Source organism: Gabonia massiliensis (assembly GCF_001403595.1).
Classification (GTDB): domain Bacteria; phylum Bacteroidota; class Bacteroidia; order Bacteroidales; family Coprobacteraceae; genus Coprobacter; species Coprobacter secundus.
The window spans coordinates 943,749-966,899 of record NZ_LN877939.1 but is presented as its reverse complement, the minus strand read 5'-3'; the positions used below and the strand labels follow the sequence as shown (position 1 = coordinate 966,899).

At 35.9% G+C, this 23,151-nt stretch carries 18 protein-coding genes; 8 read left to right on the top strand and 10 right to left on the bottom strand.

Annotated elements, in window-relative coordinates; translation table 11 throughout:
* The 5 genes from BN2628_RS08750 to BN2628_RS08730 all read right to left on the bottom strand — a co-directional run.
* Positions 1-1,256, bottom strand: a 1,256-nt coding sequence (locus BN2628_RS08750) for a TolC family protein (RefSeq protein WP_257606439.1), incomplete at its 3' end; no start/stop codon positions are given.
* Between the two features lie 40 nt (positions 1,257-1,296).
* On the bottom strand, positions 1,297-4,476 hold the full coding sequence (locus BN2628_RS08745; protein ID WP_044225562.1) for an efflux RND transporter permease subunit: 3,180 nt from the start codon (positions 4,474-4,476) through the stop codon (positions 1,297-1,299).
* A 61-nt stretch (positions 4,477-4,537) separates the two neighbouring features.
* A complete protein-coding gene (locus BN2628_RS08740) occupies positions 4,538-5,728 on the bottom strand; it encodes an efflux RND transporter periplasmic adaptor subunit (protein ID WP_044225560.1) in 1,191 nt (396 codons plus the stop codon).
* A gap of 218 nt (positions 5,729-5,946) precedes the next feature.
* Positions 5,947-6,522, bottom strand: a complete 576-nt coding sequence (locus BN2628_RS08735; protein WP_052431389.1) for a Crp/Fnr family transcriptional regulator — start codon at positions 6,520-6,522, stop codon at positions 5,947-5,949.
* A gap of 113 nt (positions 6,523-6,635) precedes the next feature.
* On the bottom strand, positions 6,636-8,267 hold the full coding sequence (locus tag BN2628_RS08730) for a B12-binding domain-containing radical SAM protein (protein ID WP_044225558.1): 1,632 nt from the start codon (positions 8,265-8,267) through the stop codon (positions 6,636-6,638).
* Positions 8,268-8,450: 183 nt separating this feature from the next.
* Between BN2628_RS08730 and pulA the strand changes: the two genes are divergently transcribed.
* The 8 genes from pulA (at position 8,451) to BN2628_RS08690 (ending at position 16,507) form a co-directional block, all read left to right on the top strand.
* Complete coding sequence (gene pulA, locus BN2628_RS08725; RefSeq protein WP_044225556.1) at positions 8,451-10,451, top strand: type I pullulanase; 2,001 nt, start codon at positions 8,451-8,453, stop codon at positions 10,449-10,451.
* A 115-nt stretch (positions 10,452-10,566) separates the two neighbouring features.
* Positions 10,567-10,860, top strand: coding sequence for a hypothetical protein (locus BN2628_RS08720; protein ID WP_044225554.1), 294 nt, complete (start codon positions 10,567-10,569; stop codon positions 10,858-10,860).
* Positions 10,861-10,865: 5 nt separating this feature from the next.
* Entirely contained in the window at positions 10,866-11,165 is a 300-nt protein-coding gene (locus tag BN2628_RS08715) for a cell division protein ZapA (protein ID WP_044225551.1), read from the top strand.
* A gap of 89 nt (positions 11,166-11,254) precedes the next feature.
* Positions 11,255-12,796: a ribonuclease Y gene (gene rny, locus BN2628_RS08710; RefSeq protein ID WP_044225550.1), complete on the top strand. Its 1,542-nt coding sequence runs from the start codon at positions 11,255-11,257 to the stop codon at positions 12,794-12,796.
* Positions 12,797-12,902: 106 nt separating this feature from the next.
* Positions 12,903-14,129 carry a PSP1 domain-containing protein gene (locus BN2628_RS08705; RefSeq protein WP_044226027.1) on the top strand — a complete coding sequence of 409 codons (1,227 nt, stop codon included), beginning with the start codon at positions 12,903-12,905 and terminating at the stop codon, positions 14,127-14,129.
* A gap of 22 nt (positions 14,130-14,151) precedes the next feature.
* The gene (locus tag BN2628_RS08700; protein WP_052431388.1) at positions 14,152-14,595 is read left to right on the top strand and encodes a gliding motility lipoprotein GldH; all 444 of its coding nucleotides are present in this window, start codon (positions 14,152-14,154) and stop codon (positions 14,593-14,595) included.
* Positions 14,596-14,622: 27 nt separating this feature from the next.
* A complete protein-coding gene (locus BN2628_RS08695) occupies positions 14,623-15,759 on the top strand; it encodes an acyltransferase (RefSeq protein WP_044225544.1) in 1,137 nt (378 codons plus the stop codon).
* A gap of 100 nt (positions 15,760-15,859) precedes the next feature.
* Positions 15,860-16,507 carry a MarC family protein gene (locus BN2628_RS08690; protein ID WP_021932002.1) on the top strand — a complete coding sequence of 216 codons (648 nt, stop codon included), beginning with the start codon at positions 15,860-15,862 and terminating at the stop codon, positions 16,505-16,507.
* Positions 16,508-16,682: 175 nt separating this feature from the next.
* Here BN2628_RS08690 and BN2628_RS08685 read toward each other — a convergent pair whose 3' ends face one another.
* The 5 genes from BN2628_RS08685 to BN2628_RS08665 all read right to left on the bottom strand — a co-directional run.
* Positions 16,683-18,113, bottom strand: coding sequence for a CCA tRNA nucleotidyltransferase (locus tag BN2628_RS08685; protein WP_055096868.1), 1,431 nt, complete (start codon positions 18,111-18,113; stop codon positions 16,683-16,685).
* A gap of 159 nt (positions 18,114-18,272) precedes the next feature.
* Positions 18,273-19,448 carry a M24 family metallopeptidase gene (locus BN2628_RS08680; protein ID WP_044225537.1) on the bottom strand — a complete coding sequence of 392 codons (1,176 nt, stop codon included), beginning with the start codon at positions 19,446-19,448 and terminating at the stop codon, positions 18,273-18,275.
* Between the two features lie 244 nt (positions 19,449-19,692).
* Complete coding sequence (locus tag BN2628_RS08675) at positions 19,693-20,979, bottom strand: UDP-N-acetylmuramoyl-tripeptide--D-alanyl-D-alanine ligase (RefSeq protein WP_044225534.1); 1,287 nt, start codon at positions 20,977-20,979, stop codon at positions 19,693-19,695.
* A gap of 70 nt (positions 20,980-21,049) precedes the next feature.
* On the bottom strand, positions 21,050-22,324 hold the full coding sequence (locus BN2628_RS08670; protein ID WP_044226020.1) for an MFS transporter: 1,275 nt from the start codon (positions 22,322-22,324) through the stop codon (positions 21,050-21,052).
* A 2-nt stretch (positions 22,325-22,326) separates the two neighbouring features.
* On the bottom strand, positions 22,327-23,151 hold an 825-nt coding region (locus tag BN2628_RS08665; RefSeq protein ID WP_055096866.1), incomplete at its 5' end, for a DUF4922 domain-containing protein.

Sequence of the window (23,151 nt, the reverse complement as noted above, 5' to 3'; positions counted from 1 at the left end):
TATGTCGATGTCCCTAAAGTTAACAATTGTTGTGTATATTCAACCGATTTTTCTAAAGAATTTATTTGTTTTTCGCGTTGAATACTCTTTTCTTTTGCAGATTCATAGGAAGTTAAAGCATTGCTAACTTCACTTCCTGCATTTAGAATTGCCTGTTCAAAGCTTAGTTTTGCACTTTCTTGTTGAGCTTTAGCTATTTTTAGTTGAGCAATATTGGCTCCACGGTAAAAAAGTGGTTGTGTGAGAGAACCTAAAGCTGACAAAATCATTTTTCCTGGGTTGACTATCATATTTCCAGCTTGATTTGTCCATCCTAATGTCCCGGAAATGGAAATTTGCGGATAAAAATTTGCACGGGCTTCATTTGTTCCGTAGTAAGCCATGGCAAGTGCCATTTCTGCGGCTTTTACATCCGGCCGGTTAGCCAATAATTGTGCTGGAATTCCCGCATTTAAAACTTCTGGGAAATTTTGTTCATCTATAGAACCCCTTTCTATTTTTTGAGGAGCCTGTTTTAGAAGCAAAGATAATGCGTTTTCTGCTTCTTTTATTTGTTGTTTTATGTCTGGGATTGAAGCTTTGACCATATAACTGTTTGCTTCACTTTGTACAATTGCAGCTTCATTAACCATTCCGGCTTCTTTCATTGCTCGCATGGTTTCTAAGCTTTTGTCCCAAATTACCGATGTTTCTTCTGTGATAGATAGCTGTTTGTCTAACATCAGTAAGGTATAGTAATAATTTGCGATAGCAGATATTACTTGCGTTTGTACTGCTTGTTTATAAGCTTCACTTTGTAGTAAAGCAACTTTTGCTTTACGCTTTGAGTTAAGCAATTTCCCGAATAAGTCAATTTCCCAACTGGCTGCGACCGGAGCAGACCATGTCCATGTTGGATTTGATTTATTAAAGCTACTAACTCCTCCCTGTGGTGATAAAACCAGAGAGGGAGCATAAGCCATACGTGCACTCATAAAACTTGCTTCAGCTTGTTTTACATTTAACATGGCACTCTGTAAATCCGTATTTTGATCTAAGCCTAATTGTATAATTTCTTGTAACTTAGGATCGGTGAATACTTCTTTCCACGGTAGATTGCCCATATTAGTCGTATCTGAAGTAAGCGTATCATTTACAGAGAGAGGATCTCGGTAAAGACCTTTTGTATCAATTTCGGGCCGATCATAGGATTTGTATATGTGGCAGCTACTCATCAAAGCTGCCAGACATACGGTATATAAAATTTGTTTCTTCATTCTTTTTATCTTTAAAAACCGTTTCTGTACAAATTCTTACTTATTTAATATATTGTTCGATATCGGCTTCCAGTTCTGTATTGTCCAGATCTTTCCATTCCATCGGTTTGAATTTCTCTTGTAGCGTTTGGAATGCAACAAATAGTGTAGGAACTATGAATATCTGGCAAATCATACCGATTAGCATACCTCCGATAGCTCCGGTACCTAAAGTACTGTTACCATTTGCCCCGACACCATGAGCGAACATCATGGGTAGTAATCCAATAACCATAGCTAATGAGGTCATCAATATAGGACGTAAACGGGCAGAAGCACCAAGAACTGCAGCAGAAACAATACTCATTCCTGTTTGTCTCCGTTCGAGTGCGAATTCGACAATAAGGATAGCATTTTTAGCCAAAAGACCAATCAACATAATCAATGCAATTTGCATATAGATATTGTTTTCTACTCCCATAAATTGGGCAAAAATGAAACTTCCCATTAATCCAAATGGAACAGAAAGTATAACAGCTAATGGCAAGATGTAACTTTCGTATTGTGCACTTAATAAAAGATAAACGAATACGAAACATAGTACGAATATCAAATATGTAGTACTACCACTTGTACTTTGTTCTTCTCGTGTCATACCGGAGTATTCGTATCCATATCCCGAAGGCAGAGTTTCTTTGGCAACTTCTTCAATTGCTTGGATGGCTTGCCCTGAACTATATCCCGGTGCAGGAGAACCATTAACAGTCATAGATGTGAACATGTTAAATCGCTTGATATTATCCGGTCCATATACTTTGCGCAATGTCATGAATTGGGTAATCGGGGCCATTTCGTTCCCATTACGTATCATAATCTGATTCAGTGTTTCAGGACTTACACGGAAATTGGCATCAGCTTGTATCATGACACGGTATAGCTTACCAAAACGATTGAAGTTTGATGCATATAATCCACCATAGTAACCTTGTAATGCAGATAATAATGTACTAGGACTGATACCAGCTTGTTTACATTTTGCTGCATCGATGTCTACCATATATTGTGGATAGTTTGGATTAAATGATGTTTGCGCTGCTGCAATTTCCGGACGTTCATTTAGTTTTGCCAAGAAACTTTGAGCAACAGAATAGAAACGGTCCAAATCACCTCCAGTTTTATCTTGTAAGTTAAATTCGAAACCATTAGTTACACTATATCCTGGTATCATTGGAGGAGCAAATACCAGAACACGAGCATCTTTTATCAAGTTCATGGCTTGCATATAGAGCATACCAGTAACTGATGTTACATCCTGTCCTTTGCTTCGTTCATCCCATGGTTTAAGCTTACAAATAAATGTTCCATATGAACTTCCTTGACCTGAAATAAAGCTATAGCCTGCAATTTCTGTACGACTTTTAACAGCGGGATTAGCAGCAATTAGACTGTCTATTTTTGCCAATGCTGCTTGAGTCCTTTCGAGTGAAGTTGCCGGAGGCATATCGACTACAACAAAGAATGTTCCTGTATCTTCATTGGGTACAAGTCCAGTAGGTGTTGTTTTCATCAATGCAACTAATATTACAATACTGGCAATTACAGCTCCAAATCCTAACCATTTTTTGTTGATGAAAATCATGATACCCTTTTTATATTTTTCAAGGGTTATATCATAAGCTGTATTAAATGCAGTATGGAACCTTTTCATTAGACTCATTTTGACTTTTTTCCCTTCTTCATCTTTTTGATGAGGTTTCAGGAATAAGGCACAAAGAGCAGGACTCAAAGTCAATGCATTAATAGCAGAAAGTCCAATAGATATAGCCATCGTTAATCCAAATTGGCGGAAGAATGTTCCGGATGTTCCTGGCATAAAACTTACAGGAATGAATACGGACATCATCACTAATGTAATGGATACGATAGCACCGGATATTTCATTCATGGCATCGATAGATGCTTTGACAGGAGACTTGTAACCTTGGTCGAGTTTTGCATGTACCGCTTCGACGACGACTATCGCATCGTCGACGACTATCGCGATTGCTAGCACAAGTGCACAGAGGGTCAACAAGTTCAGACTGAATCCGATGAGAGACAGAATACAGAAAGTACCTATCAATGCTACCGGTATAGCAATGGCTGGTATTAATGTGGAACGGAAATCTTGTAAGAAAATGAATACTACAAGGAATACTAAAATAAATGCCTCGATCAACGTTTTTAATACTTCATGAATAGATGCATATAAGAAATCATTGGCATTCAGTAACACATCATATTTTACTCCGGGAGGAAAATCTTTAGATGAATCTTCAAGGATTTTACTGATATTATTGATAATCTCTGTAGCGTTCGATCCTGCAGTCTGGAATATCATGGCCGTGACCCCTGGATGTCCATTAGTCCGAGTTCCGAAGCCGTATGTCAAACCTCCTAATTCTATACGTGCGACATCTTTTAAACGTAGAACTTCTCCGCTTTCCGTAGCTCGTATTACAATGTCTTCAAATTCTTCGGGCGTTTCTAATCGACCTTTATATCTCATGATATATTGGAAAGATTGATTTCCACTTTCTCCAAATTGACCGGGAGCCGCTTCGATATTCTGCTCGGCAAGAGCTGCAGAAATATCGCTTGGCATTAATTTATATTGAGCCATCACATCTGGTTTCAGCCAAATACGCATGGAATAATCAGCACCCATTACCATTGCATCACCTACTCCGGCAACACGTTGAATTTGAGGGATAAGATTGATTTTTACATAATTTTGCAGAAAAGTTTCGTCGTATCGGTTATCAGAACTGAAGACGGAGATACCCATCAACATACTGGTTTGCCGTTTACTGGTAATCACACCGACTTGGGTTACTTCTGCTGGAAGAAATCCTTGGGCTTTAGCTACACGATTCTGCACATTGACTGCTGCCATGTCAGGATCGGTTCCTTGCTTGAAATATACTTGGATGGTTGCTTCTCCATTATTTGAAGCCGTAGAAGTCATGTACATCATGTTTTCTACACCATTTATTTGTTCTTCCAAAGGAGCGATAACACTGTTTAATACAGTTTGTGCATTAGCACCAGTATAAGTTGTACTTACTTGAACTGTAGGAGGAGCGATATCCGGATATTGGGTTATAGGTAATGATACTAAGCCCAGAATACCTAAAATAACGATTAGAATAGAAATAACCGTTGACAATACCGGCCGCTTTATAAATCTGTCTAATTTCATAATTTTCTGTATTTAATACGGATTAATTTTTCCGTTTGATAAAATGATAGACGATGAATCTTTATTTTTTAGCTGCGCCCATGGCTGATGCTTGTTGCGCTGCATGCTGAATTTTGGCAGCGGATTCTTCAGGGGTAATAGGCTTGATGGTCATACCGTCTTTTACAGTAGTACCTACACCTTCAACCACTACTCGGTCTCCGGCTTTCAACCCAGAGGTCACAACATATTGTTGTCCATTATTAATAGGAAGGATTTCAATTCCTACAATTTTTACAACAGAGCTATCATTTACTACAAAAGCATATTTTTTATCTTGTATTTCGTATGTTGCCTTTTGAGGAATTACAATTGCAGAATCGTTTTTAACAGGAACCAATATATTTCCCGAACCACCACTCCGCAATACTCTTTCTGGATTTGAAAATGTGGCACGAATGCTTGCTGCTCCAGTTGTTTGGTCGATAACACCACTTAATGTTTCGATTTTTCCTTTTTCTGAATAGATGCTACCGTCTGCTAATTGTAACTCTACTTCAGGCATTTGAGATAAAGCACCTTTTCCTTGGCGAGTAAGCTCTAAAATTTGTTTTTCATTCATTGAGAAGTAGACAAACATTTTAGAAAAATCAGATACGACTGTTAAAGGGGTTGCAGATGATGGACTTACCAAACTTCCGACACGGAAAGGTATATTTCCTACGATTCCGTCTGATGGGCTTGTGACTTGAGTATAAGAAAGATTGTTTCTTGCGTTGGTCAGTTGTGCCTGAGCTTGAGCTAATGTCGCTTTTTGAGTTGCTAGCTGATTTTCAGCCATTTGTAAATCGTAATCACTAATGATATTTTTCTTTTCAAGTTCTCTTTTATTTTTGACGGTAAGTTCATTTGTAGCTACATTTGCTTCAGCTACTTTTACATTTGCTTCAGCTACTTTTACAGCTTCTTGATATTGAACGGGGTCAATGACGAATAAAAGTTGTCCTTTCCGTACCAATGCACCTTCATCTACACATAATTTAGTGATGAATCCACTTACATTTGGACGAATTTCGATATCCTGGCAACCTTTTATTGTTGCTGGATAACTGTTGTTTAGCTCTATGGCTGTTGGTTTGAGCGTAACAACAGCATACTCTTGAGCTGCGTTAGGTAAAGTTTGTCCTTTTTTGCCACAGGCAAAAAGAGAGAGAGACAAAGCGATTAAAATTACTCTTTGAGATTGAATAATCATAGATTTGCTAATTTTCATTGTCTGCTTGTTTTGATGTTATCTTCTATTGATATAATTATTATTTTGAAAACCTATTAGTTTTATCCATCACGGATAAAATTGTATGCAAAATTACCCTGATTCTTATTACTATTTTTTGATATTTGTCAAAAAAATAAAGGCTATAATAATAAAGGTGGTTAAAAGATATTTTTGTTAAATTGTTTATTAAATAAAAAAAAAGTTTTTGTTTATTTCTAAATGTTATAACTCTTGTCTGCACGAATTCGGCTGAGAGTCTCCGGAGTAATGCCTAAAAACGAGGCTATATGTCCTAAAGTTGCTTTTTGTAAAAGTTTTGGATATTTGGAAAGTAACCATTCGTAACGTTCTTTTGCAGTTTTACATTGTAAATTTATAATTCTTTCTTCTAAAAAAGTGTTATAACGATATAAAATGGTTAATGAGAACCGAGCAAATTGAGGATAGTCTTTACAAAGTTCATCAAAAGGAAGCAATTTTAAAGAGAAAGCTTCTGTATCTTCGAGAAATTCTATAATTTCAGGATAGTCTTTTTTTGTTAATTTAGAACGTACGGATATGAGTAGGTTCGATTCAAAAGCAAATGAGAAAGTAATGTCTTTCCCATCTTTTAAATAAAAACTACGGCATCCGCCTTTTTTAATATAATATATTTGTTCATCAAATTCAGAAGGATTCACCCGTATTTCTCCCTTTTTAAAATGCTGAGGAACTATTTGTGTCTTCAAAAATTCTGTTTGAAGTGAGGATAGTTGAAGATTATCTTGTAAATAATTAATAAATTCCTGCATTTTATTCGTTTTTGAGAGCAAACAAATGTAGTGAAATATGCTAAATAGTAATAAACTCAATGCATAATTTTTGTGCTTTTTCAGAAATAATTTTTATCTGTAAACTTTTTTTGTCAATTAGAGATAGCTATCATATCAGGAATGAACTGTTTTTTTAGAGGGTCGTAACCAAACCAATATTTATTTTCGAGAGAGGGTAACATGTAAAGTTTCATATCTTTATGATATTTGCCTTGTATTATTTTCCAATTATTAGGAGGAGTTTGTCCTTTGGTTTTTATGTTTTCGGCAGGTTCTTTTTTTAGGGACATTCCGGCTTTTATCCAAGCAAACGCTACGTCGGATGTATAAGATGAATATTCTTTTTTACAGAAATCATAAAGTAATAACCCTCTTTTTTCGATACTTAAAGGTTTGTCTATAACATCTGACTTTATAAGGTATTTGAGAAAGTGTAGAATAAAATCTTTCTCAGATATTATTAATTTTCTTGTAATATCTTTCCATATAGGAGTATTATAATATCCATCGAGTAGACGAGAAATGAGCCTGGCTTGTTGTAACTCTTCAATGGATATTGATGCCGTTTCTAAAACTTCGTATGGTGGAAGAGGTGAATAATGGATACCTAATTCTTCAGCTCTGCGACGCATTTCTGTTCCTGGTAATAATTTTAGCGATTCGAGTTGAATTTCTCCTGCTCCGAATTGTGCTAAAGTATAAATGTCACTTATGATTTGGTCAAAATGATATAGTGGCAGTCCCGCTATCAGGTCTGCATGGGTTTCCATATTAGGTAGATTACAAAGAAATTGTAGTCCGTCAAGGGAATTTTTTAAATTTCCTTTCCTACGGCAACAGTCTAATACCTCCTCGTGTAAACTTTGAATTCCCGCTTCCAAGTGTAAAATTCCTTTAGGCATGTTTTTTAATGTGTTTTTAGTTTCTGCATTTAATAGTCCAGGATGTATTTCTAAGTGAAAACGAATAGAACCTTCAAATTCAGAGAAGAGGGCTAAAAGTTCTTTCGCTCTAGCTGTGTTATAATTGAATGTGCGGTCAAGGATTCTGACATTTTGTATTCCGTGAGATTTAATGTTTTGTAATCTCATACGTATTGTTTCTACGGGCAATGTTCTTACAGGTTTTTCTCCTCCGCTGACACAAAAAGCACATGTATTGAAACATCCTCTTGTCGTTTCTAATTGAACAAAAGGCTTATTCCAATTGAAAAAACAGCTGGATTCAGGATATTTTAATTTATCAAATTTCAAAACTCGGGCTGTGCCATTGTCATGATATTTTTGAGAGTTATCGAAATAGCACAATCCTGTTATAGTATTCCATTGGGCCTGATTGTCCCAAATATCAATCCATTTAGGGAAATATTCTTCTCCTTCTCCTCTGAATACACAATTGATATATGGGTGTATAGAAAGAAAGTCGTAATTGTCTCCTAAAAATTCGGGACCGCCGAGTATAACGGTAGTTTCGGGATAAATTGCTTTTAGGCGAGATATAACATGGAGCAAAAACTCTCGGTTAAAGAGCCATGCTGTGGCAGCGATAATATCTGGTTTGTATTTTGCTGCATTTTTTACTACCATTCCAATATTTTCGTTGATAGTTGCAGATATAACTGACCATTCAATGGATTTTTCGTTTTGCATTTGGGCGTGTAGCGCAGGCAATGCTAGAGATGCATGGGCGTAAGAGCTATTTAAGTCTATCCAAAGTAATTTCATAAATATCTGGTATTTTTTGTACAAAGATATAAAGATAATATGAACGAGAGTGAAAGCAAATCGATTGGCCTGCGTTGAATGTACACTCATGATAGTAAGAATGTAAAATTTCGTAGGTGCGATATGGACTAAACTATTTAATGGAAAATACTGTTATAAAATGAAAAACTTATTTTGTTATATATGAAAACTATTATTTATTGGATACTTTTGTCTTTGATATTTATTGGAAGTTGCCATCGAAAAAGAATGCCGTATACAGATTATAGCGATTATCCATCATATTGGGGAGATGATTTGGGGGTGAAAGTTTCTGATAATGAAACAAATTTTGCTTTGTGGTCTCCGGCCGCGGAGGAGGTGGAATTGCGAATATATGATAATGGTGAAACTGGGGAGCCTGAACAAATAATAAAAATGATTCGAAAGTCGGGCAAAGACCCATGGAGAGCTACCTTAAAGGGACAACTTTATGGAAAGTTTTATACTTTTAAGATAAAGGAAAATGGTAAATGGCTGGCTGAAACTCCTGGTATATGGAATAAAGCAGTAGGTGTGAATGGTAAAAGGGCGGCTATTATAGATATGGCAGCTACAAATCCAGATGGTTGGGAAAATGACCAAAGACCGGCATTAAATAGTTTTAGTGATATTATTCTTTATGAAATGCATCATAGGGATTTTTCTATCGATTCTACGTCCGGTATCCAAAATCGTGGAAAATTTTTAGCATTGACCGAAGAAGGGACAAAAAGCCCTTCGGGAGAAATGACAGGAATAGATCATCTGAAGGATTTGGGGGTAACTCATGTTCATATATTACCTTCATACGATTTTGGTTCTATAGATGAACGCAAATTAAATGAAAATGTGTATAATTGGGGATATGATCCTCAAAATTATAATGTACCAGAAGGCTCATATTCAACAGACCCTTACACTCCGGAGACTCGTATACGAGAAATGAAAAAAATGATACAGTCTTTACATAAAAATGGAATACGGGTAGTTATGGACGTAGTGTATAATCATACATATAAAAATGATGAATCGAATTTTAGTTTGACAGTTCCAGGCTATTTTTATAGACATAATCCGGACGGAAGTTATTCCGATGCTGCTCATTGTGGAAACGAGACAGCTTCAGAACGGGAAATGGTGAGACGATATATTGTAGAATCGGTTAAATATTGGGCAAAGGAGTTTCATGTAGATGGTTTTCGTTTTGATTTAATGGGGATACATGATTTGGAAACAATGAATCAGGTACGGAAAGCGTTAGATGAAATTGATCCTACGATTTTTATATATGGTGAAGGGTGGACGGCTGGACCATCTCCTTATCCAGAGGAAAAAAGAGCTTTGAAAAAAAATGCTGCTCAGATGCCTGGGATTGCTGTTTTTAATGATGACATACGAGATGGCATAAAGGGAAGCTTCAAGGATGATGTAATGAGAGGATTTGCAACAGGAGATACTACGTTGGATGAAAGTGTTAAGTTTGGAATTGTTGCTGCAACATCTCATCCTCAAATAAATTATGGAAAAGTAAATTATTCTTCAGCACCTTATTCCGTTCATCCATATCAGTCTATAAATTATGTATCGAGTCATGATGACTTGAATTTGGTTGATAAATTGCAAATTTCTAATCCGGATGCTTCACAAGAAGATTTATTGAAATATGATAAATTGGCACAAACGATTGTGTTTACTTCTCAAGGCGTACCTTTTATGTTTAATGGAGAAGAAGTTTTCCGTTCTAAAAAGGGAGTACATAATTCTTTTCAATCTCCGGATTCTATCAATAAAATAAATTGGACCAATAAGAGTATATATAAGGATCTATATACCTATTATAAAGCTCTTATTTCTTTGAGAAAAAATCATCCAGCATTTCGGATGCAACGTACCGAAGATATACAAGAAAAGCTGCATTTTTTAGATACGGGGCAAAATGGAGTGATTGCTTATACTCTGGGCGAGTACGCAAATGACGATTTGTGGAAAGAAATTTTAGTGGTGTTTAATGGAAATAAAATGGATAAACAAATAGAAATACCAAAAGAGGAGTGGATTATAGTTGGGAAGGATGGAAAGATTGATGAAGATGGTATAGGAAAAACGTTTGGTGGAAAAATTTTAGTTCCTGGCTCTTCGGCCTTAATTCTTTATCATAATTAAATGTATAGAAATAAATGTTTGTATGTTCTGATTTTTAAATAAAGAGTTAAAATATTCGGCTATATATTTTAATTTTCGATGATAATCTCTATATTTGTGTAGAATTTGATATAAAATGTCCGATAATCCAAAATTGTTATTGGTTACTTTAGGCGCAAAAATCAGGGAATTGATGAGGCGTCATGAGGAGCTGAAGGAAAGAGCGGAAGCGATGGAAATGCATATAGCAGAACAGTCTGAAGAAATATCGGCTTTACGAAAGGAATTAGAGGAGATGAATATCAAATACCGGAACCTGAAAACGGCAAAAGGACTTGCATTTGGAGATAGTGATGTCCGTGAAGCTCGAAACAGGTTCAACAAATTAGTGCGGGAAATCGATAAGTGCATCTCTTTATTAAATGAATAGATGCTATGAACGATAAGTTAAAAATTAATTTGATAATAGCCGGAAGTTCGCATACTCTTTTTATTAGACCAGAGGAAGAAGAGCTTATCAGGAAAGCGGCAAAATTGATAGAGATAAAACTTGCTAATTATACAGGGCGTTTAGGCGCAGATAAAACGAAAACCCAACAGGATTTTCTGAGTATGACGGCATTGGAATTATCATATGCATATCTAAAAATGAAAGAATCACGGGATGTGGATATGTTAGCCCAATCAATTAAGGAGCTGGATGAGAATTTAGGAGGCTATTTGAAAAACGATTAATAAAATATAAACAATGAATTTTCCTGCACTGCATCAAGGTGTTATAGCCTTGTTTGTAGTGCTTTTTTATAATAATTAAATACGAACAGATGGAATACATACTATTAATTGGAATCGGTATTGGTTGTTTGTTGTTAGGTGGCGGTTTGGTTTACGTTATCTACAAAACCTTACTGAAGTCCAGAGTAAAATCAATTATTGAGGAGGCCGGTAAAGAGGCTGAAGTTATAAAGAAAAATAAGATGCTTGAAGTGAAAGAGAAATTTCTTCACTTGAAGGCTGATATGGAAAAACAAGCTAATGCTCGTAATGCTAAATTGCAGTCGGCTGAAGCTAAAGCGAAACAACGAGAATTACAGTTAAATCAACAGCAGCAGGAATTGCAGCGTAAAAAAGCTGAGGCTGATGCTATACGGTCAAATTTGGATGCCCAACTTGAAGTAATTGAAAAGAAGAAACAGGAGTTGGAACGGTTACATAAAACAGAGGTTGAGAAATTAGAGCATTTATCGGGCCTTTCTGCTGACGAAGCGAAAGAAAAATTAATAGAATCATTGAAAGAAGAAGCAAAGACTGAGGCTGCATCTTATATTAATGATATAATGGATGAAGCCAAGTTGACAGCTAATAAAGAAGCTAAACGGATTGTTATTCAGAGTATACAACGAGTTGCTACAGAAACGGCAATAGAAAATTCAGTAACGGTGTTCCATATTGAATCGGATGAAATAAAAGGGCGTATTATAGGTCGTGAAGGGCGTAATATCCGGGCTCTAGAAGCTGCTACTGGTGTTGAGATAATTGTAGATGATACTCCGGAGGCAATTGTCCTGTCTGCTTTTGATCCTGTTCGGCGCGAGATTGCCCGTTTGGCGTTGCATCAGTTAGTTACCGATGGGCGTATCCATCCTGCACGTATCGAAGAAGTTGTTACAAAAGTTAGGAAACAAATAGAGGAAGAAATTATAGAGACGGGAAAACGTACAGCAATAGATTTAGGAATTCATGGTCTGCATCCTGAATTGATTCGTTTAGTAGGTAAGATGAAATACCGTTCTTCTTATGGACAGAATTTATTGCAACATTCTCGGGAGACAGCCAATTTATGTGCAGTGATGGCGAGCGAACTTGGTTTGAATCCTAAAAAAGCGAAGCGTGCTGGATTACTACATGATATAGGAAAGGTTCCTGATGAGGAGCCGGAGTTGCCACATGCTTTATTAGGAATGAAATTAGCTGAAAAATACAAAGAGAAACCTGACATCTGTAATGCCATTGGATCTCATCATGATGAAGTGGAAATGAGTAGTCTTATTGCTCCTTTAGTACAAGTGTGTGATGCTATCTCGGGCGCAAGACCTGGTGCCCGTCGTGAGATTGTTGAGGCCTATATAAAGAGATTAAATGACCTTGAACAATTGGCGCTTTCATATCCGGGAGTATTGAAAACATATGCAATACAGGCTGGCCGAGAATTGAGGGTAATTGTGGGGGCTGATAAAATTGATGATGCAGAGACTGAAAACCTGTCAACGGAAATAGCTAAACGGATTCAAGACGAAATGACTTATCCAGGTCAGGTTAAGATTACCGTTATACGGGAAACTCGTGCGGTAAGCTTTGCAAAATAAATGATATAAAGTTATTGCTTTAAGGCATAATATAACGGCACAAACCACAGATGTCACTCAAAACTTTTTGTGTGGTCTGTGGTTTGTGTAATTAAAATATAATACAATGGACAATTCGTCAGATAATAATATAAGTAACCAGACTCCGAAAAAAAAATGTTGTTGTCGAGATCAGGCTAACAAGTTATATTGTTATGATTGGTTAGCTGATTTGCCGGAATCGCATAATGATACGGAGATGGTGGAAGTGCAGTTTAAGAATACAAGAAAAGGATATTATAAAAATTCCACTCATATAAAGCTTGAAAAAGGAGATATTGTAGCTGTTGAAGCGAACCCTGGACATGATATTGGAGTTGTTACATTGACAGGCCGATTGGTTTTACTGCAGATGAAAAAGAATGGAGTGAAACTTGATAATCCAGATTTGAAGAGGATTTATCGGAAAGCGAAACCAAACGATTTGGAAAAATGCGAAGAAGCAAAGGCCAAAGAACATGATACAATGCTCCGAGCTCGTAAGATAGCAGAGGATTTGAATCTGAATATGAAGATTGGAGATGTAGAATATCAGGGGGATGGTAATAAAGCAATTTTTTATTATATTGCAGATGACCGGGTTGATTTTAGACAGTTGATAAAAGTATTGGCGGAAGTTTTTAAGGTTCGTATTGAGATGAAGCAAATCGGAGCTCGGCAGGAAGCTGGAAGGATAGGTGGAATAGGACCTTGTGGACGTCAATTGTGTTGTTCCAGCTGGATGACGAGTTTTGTTTCTGTAGCTACAAGTGCAGCTCGTTATCAGGATATTTCATTAAATCCTCAAAAGTTGGCAGGTCAATGTGCTAAGTTGAAGTGTTGTTTGAACTACGAGGTGGATGCTTATGTAGAAAGTCAGAAAAAATTACCCTCGAAGGAGATTCCTTTAGAGACAAAAGATGCAGTATATTATCATTTTAAAACAGATATTTTCAAACGTCAGATGACTTATTCCTCAAGTAAGGATATGGCTGCTAATTTGGTAACTTTGGATGCATCTCGGGTTTTTGAGATTATAGCTTTGAATAAGCGAGGTGTACGGCCAGATAGTTTGGAAATAGAGACTAATAAAGAACCTGTTCGTAAGGATTTTGAAGATGTTGTTGGTCAGGATAGCCTTACGCGTTTTGACAAGGCAAAAAAGAAATCGAATGGGAATAATAAACGAAAGAAAAAAAACTTTGTAAAGAGAACGAATGTGAATGGTGAAGGAGGAAATGGCAATCAACCGAAACCTGTGCGGAAACCTGTGAATGATCAATCGAAGCAGAATCGTGAAAATAGCGGGGAATAGAATATTAATAAGTATTGTTTGGGTGGCTCTGTTATGTGCTTGTAGTGATAGTGGAGTCATATATCATTCATTCAATCATCTTCCAGAGAGGGGATGGGATAAGAGGGAGATACAGAGGTTTTCTCCTGAAATTGAAGATACTTTAAGTTTATACGATATAGATGTGTCTCTGAGATATACCAATGATTATGCGTATAGTAATTTGTGGTTGTTTATTGTATATACTGATGGAGAGGGGAAGCAACGTACTGATACGTTAGAATGCCGTTTGGCTGATGTTTATGGAAAATGGTATGGTTCAGGTTGGGGACCCTCTTATCAGCAGGAAATCCCTTTTAAAAAGAGAGTTCGCTTTTCTGTTCCTGGTAAATATCCGATACTTATACAGCAAGGCATGAGAGAAGATGTTATTCAGAATATTAAGGATGTCGGTGTAAAAATAACACGAATACAGGATATAAAGTAAAATATTGAAATATAACAAGATAATATCATGGAAATAAGTAAACGGGAAAATATTGGATGGGTCGATTTGTTGCGGGTTGTGGCATGTTTTTTAGTTGTCTTTTCGCATTGTTGTGACCCTTTTGTAGCACAATTTGATAATGATAGAAGCACATTTTTGACAGGTGTATTTTCTGGGAGTTTTGTTCGAGCTTGTGTACCTTTGTTTGTTATGATGTCTGGGGTATTATTATTTCCAGTGCGAATAAGTATGGGAGATTTTTATAAGAAACGAATTGGTCGAATCCTTATTCCTCTTATTTTTTGGTCTGTTGTATTACCTTTATTGTATTATATTTATTTGAATTTTATTACAACTTCGCATAGTCCATTGATTGATCCTGAGAATTATGTTTTCGGTGCAACATTAACGAAAATATATACATTTATATTTAATTTTAATTATGATACTACTCCGTTATGGTATCTTTATATGCTGATAGGGCTTTATTTTATTATACCTGTATTGGATGTATGGTTAAAGCAAGCATCACGTCGAGATATAAAGCTTTTTTTATATGTTTGGGGTATTTCATTGTTATTACCTTATATCAAAATGGCTGCTCCGTTATTGGGATATACTGGTAATTTTGGAAATATGGGAATATTGGGAATTTGTGATTGGAACGATTATGGTACGTTTTATTATGTATCAGGGTTTATCGGTTATTTAGTATTGGCATATTATTTGGTGAAATATCCGTTAGATTGGAGTTGGAAGAAAATGTTATGCATTACTCTGCCGATGTTTTTTGTCGGATATTTAATTACTTCTTTGGGTTATGTTTTGACTCAGAAGTATTTTCCGGGGAATTATGCTTATCTTGAAATAGTTTGGTATTTTGCAGGTATCAATGTATTTATGATGACTTTTCCGGTTTTCGTTATAATACAAAAAATGAACATTCCATCGGTTGTTTGGTTATCGCGTTTAGCATCATATACTTTTGGCATATATTTATGTCACTTTGTTTTTGTACAAGTTGCATATGATTTTTTGACGTCAGTGGTTTCTTTGCCGACATTTCTCTATATCATTATTATGGCGATATTGGCTTTTGTAGTCAGCAGCTTTATTGTGTGGATAATGAGGCAGTTTAGAGTTACTCGTCGTATGGTAATGTAGAAGTCAAAGTATAAGTGCAATAGTTATGTATAATTTAAGACAAATTGTTGAAAGTGTAAATTGTAAATTCATTAGGAATGTCTAAATAAGTTTTATAGTAATGGATAGTTTATTGCCTTTTGCATTATTGTGTTTTACTTCTTTCTTTACATTGGTAAATCCGTTGGGTACTATGCCTGTATTTCTGTCAATGACTGAGGGATGCAGCAACCGGGAAAGGAAGGCAATCGTAATGAAAGCTACGCTTGTTTCGTTTGTTATATTATTGGCTTTTACAGTATGTGGCCGTTTCCTTTTTCAATTTTTTGGTATTTCTACCAATGGTTTCAGGATAGCAGGAGGCGTTATTATTTTTAAAATTGGCTATGATATGCTTCAGGCCCAGTATACACATATAAAGCTGAATGAGAAAGAAATGAAATCATTTGTTGATGATATATCCATTACTCCATTAGCCATACCGATGCTTTGTGGCCCGGGGGCTATAGCCAATGGTATTGTTCTTATGGAAGATGCTCAGAATTATATATATAAAATCGTTTTGATCGGGGTACTTGCATTGGTCTTTCTGATAACTTATTGGATACTTAGGACATCACCTCGGCTTTTCCGGTTTTTAGGAGAGACGGGTAATAATGTAATGATGAGACTGATGGGACTTATTTTGATGGTGATTGCTGTAGAATGTTTTGTTAGTGGTGTACGACCTATATTAATAGATATTTTTCGGGAAGGAATTATGAAATAAATCTTCAAGACGTTATCATGAATCGTACTCTTGTAAAAATAGGAAAGAGATTATTATAGATAGGAAAGTTATATTTTTGCAGAGTGTGGATGATGCAGTGTCGATGTTTGAATAATTTTAAGGGATGTATTTTAATATATAATCCAGAAAATATTTTGTTTGTAAATTATCATTTTTAATCAATAGGTTTTATCCCTATTGATTCAGCATATTCCAACATATATTTGTAAGCGGCATCACGTTCGTTAGGAATAATACCGTCAAGTATGGCTTCTTTAATAGAAGCCTTTATATCTCCTACCATACGACAGGGAGTTAAGTTGAAAATTCTCATAATTTCTTCCCCACTTATAGGTGGTTGCATATTTCGAATTCGGTCTTTTTCTTCTATTTCTTTAAGCTTTTGGCGTACAAGGGCGAAATTATCCAGAAAACGTTTGACTTTTTCTTTATTTTTTGAAGTTATGTCAGCTTCACATAAAGTCATAAGGTCGTCTATATCATCTCCTGCATCGAATAGTAACCGGCGGACTGCAGAGTCAGTAACTATATCTTCCGCTAAAATGATAGGACGCATATGAAGTTCAACTAATTTTTGGACGTATTTCATTTTTTCATTAAGAGGAAGTTTCATTTTTCGAAAAATCCCTGGAATCATTTTTGCTCCGATGAAGTTATGGTTATGAAATGTCCATCCTAATTTTTCATCATAACGTTTAGTTACAGGTTTGGCTATGTCATGGAATATTGCAGCCCATCTCAACCATAGATTATTGCTGTGAGCCGATAAATTATCAAGTACAGCTAATGTATGATAAAAGTTATCTTTATGCCCCCGTCCTCCACGGGTATCTATTCCTTTAAGAGCGTCTAAATCAGGAAATATCAATGGTAGAAGTCCACATTTATCAAGAAGAAGAAAACCTGTAGACGGGTGCTCTGACGATATAATTTTATTCAGCTCATCGATTATGCGTTCTTTTGATATAATGTGTATACGTTCTTTGTTCCGAGATATAGCTTGAAAAGTGTTATTCTCTATCGCAAACCCCAATTGAGTCGCGAAACGTATGGCCCGCATCATACGTAGAGGGTCGTCACTAAATGTAATATCTGGATCAAGAGGAGTACGTATGATTTTGTCTTTTAAATCATTGATTCCGCCAAAAGGGTCAGTTAATTCACCGAAATGGCTTTGGTTTAAACATATTGCCAAAGCGTTTATTGTGAAATCTCGTCGATTTTGGTCATCGGTCAGTGTTCCATTTTCGACAATAGGTTTACGTGAATCTCTGTTGTATGATTCTTTGCGTGCACCGACAAACTCTACTTCTAAATTTTTATATTTAACCTGAGCTGTGCCGAAATTTTTGAAAACAGAAAGATAGGCTTTTTTGCCTAACTTTTCAGTGAGTGCTGTAGCCAGTTCAATTCCACTACCTAAAGTGACGATATCGATATCCTTAGATTCTCTTTTTAAAAAAATGTCTCTTACATATCCTCCTATAATGTAACAAGGCATATTCATTACATCCGCGGTTTCAGATATGAGGTGAAATATAGGATTTTTAAGATGTTTTTTTAAAAAAGCATTATCTGGCTGCATGTATATTACTGGCTTTTGTTTTCAGGGTGCAAAAGTACAGATTTTAATTGACGTACAAAATCTGTTTGATTATTTTTAATAAGTATAATAAAAAGGCATATTTATCAATGATTCGAATAAATATGCCTTAAGAAACTATATAATGAGAATTTTATCGATTCAGTCTAATGGGATGATTTCTTCAGGACAATGTGTTATTTTTTCTATTCCCGTTTTAGTGACTAAAAGTGTATTCTCGATACCGACAGCTCCAACATGGGGTATGACGAATTTAGGTTCTAAGGCAAAGACCATATTTTCTTCTAGAATTTCTTTTGAACGAGGTGCCAACACCGGTTTTTCATTTAATTCAATTCCCACACCGTGGCCAATGAAACCAGCATGTTGCCTATGTCCCATAAAATATTCTTCGAGGCCTGCTTGTTTAGCGGTGTTCAAAGCTAATTCATATAGTTCTGCTACAGGGACACCAGGCCTACCTTTTTCAATAATTGCATCTTGTATTTGTAAAGCCACTTGATGTGCATTTTGTGCTAATTCTGGTATTTCTCCAAGAGAAAATACTCGGCTTAAATCAGACATGTATCCTGTGAAATTTCCTCCTATATCGACCATGACGGTTGTTCCTGGTCGTATCATTGCTCCATTACATCCGATAGGAAGAGAACTGTTTAGTCCTGCACCTCCTAATGCGAAATCGTATGGAGATGGAGTGTCGGCATTGTCTCCGGAAAGTAAACTGCCCATATATATTTCCATACTTGAGCCAAAAATACGAACTATACCTAAAGAGCCGTGTAAACGAGCAAGCCGTTCTAATTCTATGGAAAATTCTGTATCGGACATTCCATCTTTATATTCTGCTGGTATACGGTGATACATGCTTGCATGTTTGGCTGCTGATTCACGGATTAACTCTATTTCGTATGGAGTCTTTATTGCTCTTACATTCCGTATAATTTGGGAACTGTTGTCAAAAGTGGCATTTGTAAAAATTGTCGCTAAGCGTATTCTCTCATTATAAGTAAGAACGTCATCTTCTAATAAGAGTTTCTGAGGCATATTTATTCCTCGTTCATGCATTATAGCAGGTATATCTTCTGGTTTACGTATATATATGACGTTATCACCTTTGAGATCGACAGGCCGACGTACAAAGAATAGTATCTCCCCCTCTACAGGAATGTAAGTGTATCCACAGAAAATACGTCCCGATGTATAAAATAAATTAGTGTTGCTGCTAATCAGCATTGCATCAGCTTCGGCATTTTTCATTGCATTTTGCAATTTAGTTTTTCGAAGCTCTATTTCTGGTAAGAACTTAGCCGTATACATTGTCTTTGTCTTATTTTATTTATAAGTAATAAAATAAATTTTTAAAGAGTTTCCCTATTTTTATAGTTTAGGAATAACATCTTTGTTCGCAAAAGTAATAATAAAACTTTAAATATTAGAAAGTCTGGTTAGGATATATTTGTGTTAAGTTATCTCTATTGAATGTGAATTTTGAATAAAATTTTTGTCTTCTTATGTTGACTATTAGCTATAAAAAAATAACAAATTGTAATTTCAAAAGAGATTATAGCCATTCGATGCACCGTTCTAATTGAGTACTTCTTGAGCCTTTTATTAAAATTGTATATCCTTTTAATGGATTCTTTTTAAGTTCTTCAATTAGGTTATTAGTGCTGGAAAAACATTCAAAATTATTATCTATTTTGCAGAATTCGTTTCCGGATAATAAAACTTTGTCAAAGTTTGCTTCTTGAAGTCTGCCTATTATTTTTCGATGCTCATTTTCACTTTCAATACCGAGTTCACCCATATTCCCGAGTATAACGGCCTTGTGGTTAGCTTTTATTTGAACAAAATTGTCAAGAGCAGCTCCCATGCTGGTAGGATTGGCGTTATAAGCATCTATAATCAGTGTATTATATTTTGTTTTTTGTAATTGAGAACGTTTGTTTTGTGGAATGTATGTTTCGATAGCATCTTTTATTTTGTTTGGCTTTACTCCGAAATATACGGCTATTGCAGCAGCAGCTAATGCATTTGTGAGATTATAACTACCAATCAGCTGTGTTTGAATTTTTATAGATATATTATTATGTTTCATTTCGAAGAAGAGAAATGGCGAACAGTCTATAATACTTCCACTGATAAAGAGATTTTCAGATATCCCATATTCTGTTTTTTCGATGCCATTGCTTTGAGGCTGTAAATAAAGGTTTTCATGTTGTATAAAAATATGGCCTTTATGTGTTCGTATAAAGTCATACATTTCACATTTGGTCTGTAATACACCTTCGAATGAGCCGAAACCTTGTAAATGAGCTTTCCCTACATTCGTAATTATTCCGTAATTGGGTTCGGTAATCTCTACCAGCTCTTTTATATCGCCAGGATGACTGGCACCCATTTCGATGATTGCAATTTCGTGAGAAGAGGTTAGCTTCAATAAAGTTAAAGGAACCCCAATATGGTTATTTAGGTTACCTTCAGTTGCCAATACATTAAATTTTTGAGCAAGGCAAGCTGCTGTCAATTCTTTAGTTGTTGTTTTTCCGTTAGTTCCTGTAATACCGATGATAGGTAATCCCAAAATCTTCCGATGATAGTGAGCGAGAGCTTGGAGGGTTGACAAACAATTATCTACTAATATGATGCGTTTATCATCTGTAACATAATCGGCCTCATCTACAATAGCATAAGAACAACCTTCTTTTAGTGCTTGAGTAGCAAATTGGTTTCCATTAAAATTTTCACCCTTTAAAGCGAAAAAAATAGAACCGGGTACACATTTCCGGCTATCTGTGGTTATTGTAGGATATTGTTTATAGAGAGTGTATAAATCATTTATTTCCATTTTTGAGATATTTTTATAGCGAAATTATATATTTTTTCAGTTCAAAGTATCCTTAGTGAGAAAAAGTATTTTATTTCTTTCCGAATTTGGGATCAACTTTTAAAAATGCTACTGATAAGTAAGCCGGTAGTGTACATATCATAACCCAAATAAAGAATTGTTTATATCCGATCATATCTTGTAGCCATCCGGCTATCATTCCGGGTAGCATCATTCCCAAAGCCATAAATGCAGTACAGATGGCATAATGGGCTGTTTTATGTTTTCCGTTGGCAAAACTTATCATATAAAGCATATAAGCGGTGAATCCAAATCCATATCCAAATTGTTCTATTGCGACTGCAGAGTTGATTAGTATCAGATTATTGGGTTGTAAATATGATAGATATACATATACTAAATTAGGGAGTGTTATAGCCAGTGTCATTGGCCAAAGCCAAAACTTGAGGCCTTGGCGAGAAGCAACTATACCACCAATAATTCCTCCGATAGTAAGAGCCAATACACCGACGGTTCCATATACGAGTCCGACTTCTCCGGTAGTTAGTTCTAATCCTCCGGCTTCTTTGGGGTCGAGCATGAAAGGTGACGCTAATTTTAATAGTTGAGATTCTGATAAGCGAAATGTTAACATGAAAAATAGTCCGGAGACAATTTCTTTCTTTTTAAAAAAGGAGATAAACGTTTGTAAAAATTCTTTCCATATCGTTTTTGCAGTATAGATATTTCCGGAAACTTTATCTTCTGGCGGATAAGGTAGAATGTACTTGTGATATAGACAAATCATGATAAAAATTCCGGAAAGAATGAAAAATGTGATACTCCAAGCTAAAGAGATATTCTCGGTATGTATTTCAAGAATTCCTGCCAACATAATAAGTAAACCTTGTCCGGAAATCATGGCTATTCGATAAAATGTATTTCGGATACCTACATATAAGGATTGTTCATGGCTGTTGAGTGCTAACATATAGAAACCGTCGGCCGCTATGTCGTGAGTTGCAGAAGCAAAAGCTAATAACCAGAAGAAGGCTAATGTCGCTTGAAAGAAGAGGGAAGCAGGGATACAAAATGCTACACCGGCAAGTCCAGCTCCAATTAGTATTTGCATGGATATAATCCACCACCGTTTAGTTTTGAGGATATCTATAAATGGGCTCCATAAAGGTTTTAGCACCCATGGTAAATAAAGCCAACTGGTATATAAAGCAATGTCTGTATTGGAAATTTCCATTCGTTTATAAAAAATAACGGCTATTGTCATTACTGTGACATAGGGTATTCCTTGAGCAAAATATAAGGAAGGAATCCATTTCCATGGAGATATTTTATGGGGAAAAAGCATACTTATATTTTTATTAGCTGATCGCATATAAAATGGGTAGTTTCAGGAGTGATGGATACTTGCTTTAGTATATCTTCAGCTTCTTGATTGGTTAATTCGATAAAATCCGATTCTCTTGGAGTAATAATGACTCCGCTGACATCGACAGCTCCAGGGCTGATTAGTTTTTGAGAATTGTAATATTGGGTCGGGCGATGTGCTTTTCTGGGCATAATGTATAATCTCCATATTCCGTTGTCAAAAAGGCAGAGAAGGTTGACCATAATCTCTTTACTACTTTGGTCAATCGGTAGTAAAGTGGTAAAGTAGTCGAAGAGATTTATAATTTCTTCTTTTTTATTTGATTCCGCAATGAATACTGCTTGAGGATATTGTGGCAGGTGAAATACGGTAAGAGATTTCGTTTGAACAAGGATTTTCCCCTGATTTTTTATGATTTCCCAATCTTTTTCTAGTGGAAGAAATCCTTTGTTCCCAGCCTGGAAATGCATGTGGTCAGGTGCAGATGCCCCGCATTGTGGACCGTTATAGAACAAAATGTAGTCAGACAATTCCGATGCAATATTTAGCATGTCGGGCAAGTGGTGTTCTATCTGTTGTGGCGAATGTATTGTATAGGGAATTGTAAAATGTTTTGGAAAAATAGGATAAGGATTTACTAAAATTAGATATTTGTTGTTGTAAGGGATATATCCTTGTTCTTTAGGACGGTTTCCAGGGCAAAGAAAGCACGGGCGTTTATTGACGGCTGTAGCCGAAACCGCTGCATTTGTCGATTGTATTCTGGCTGGGTTGAATTGTATGGAAATTTTTATGCCTCCGACAGT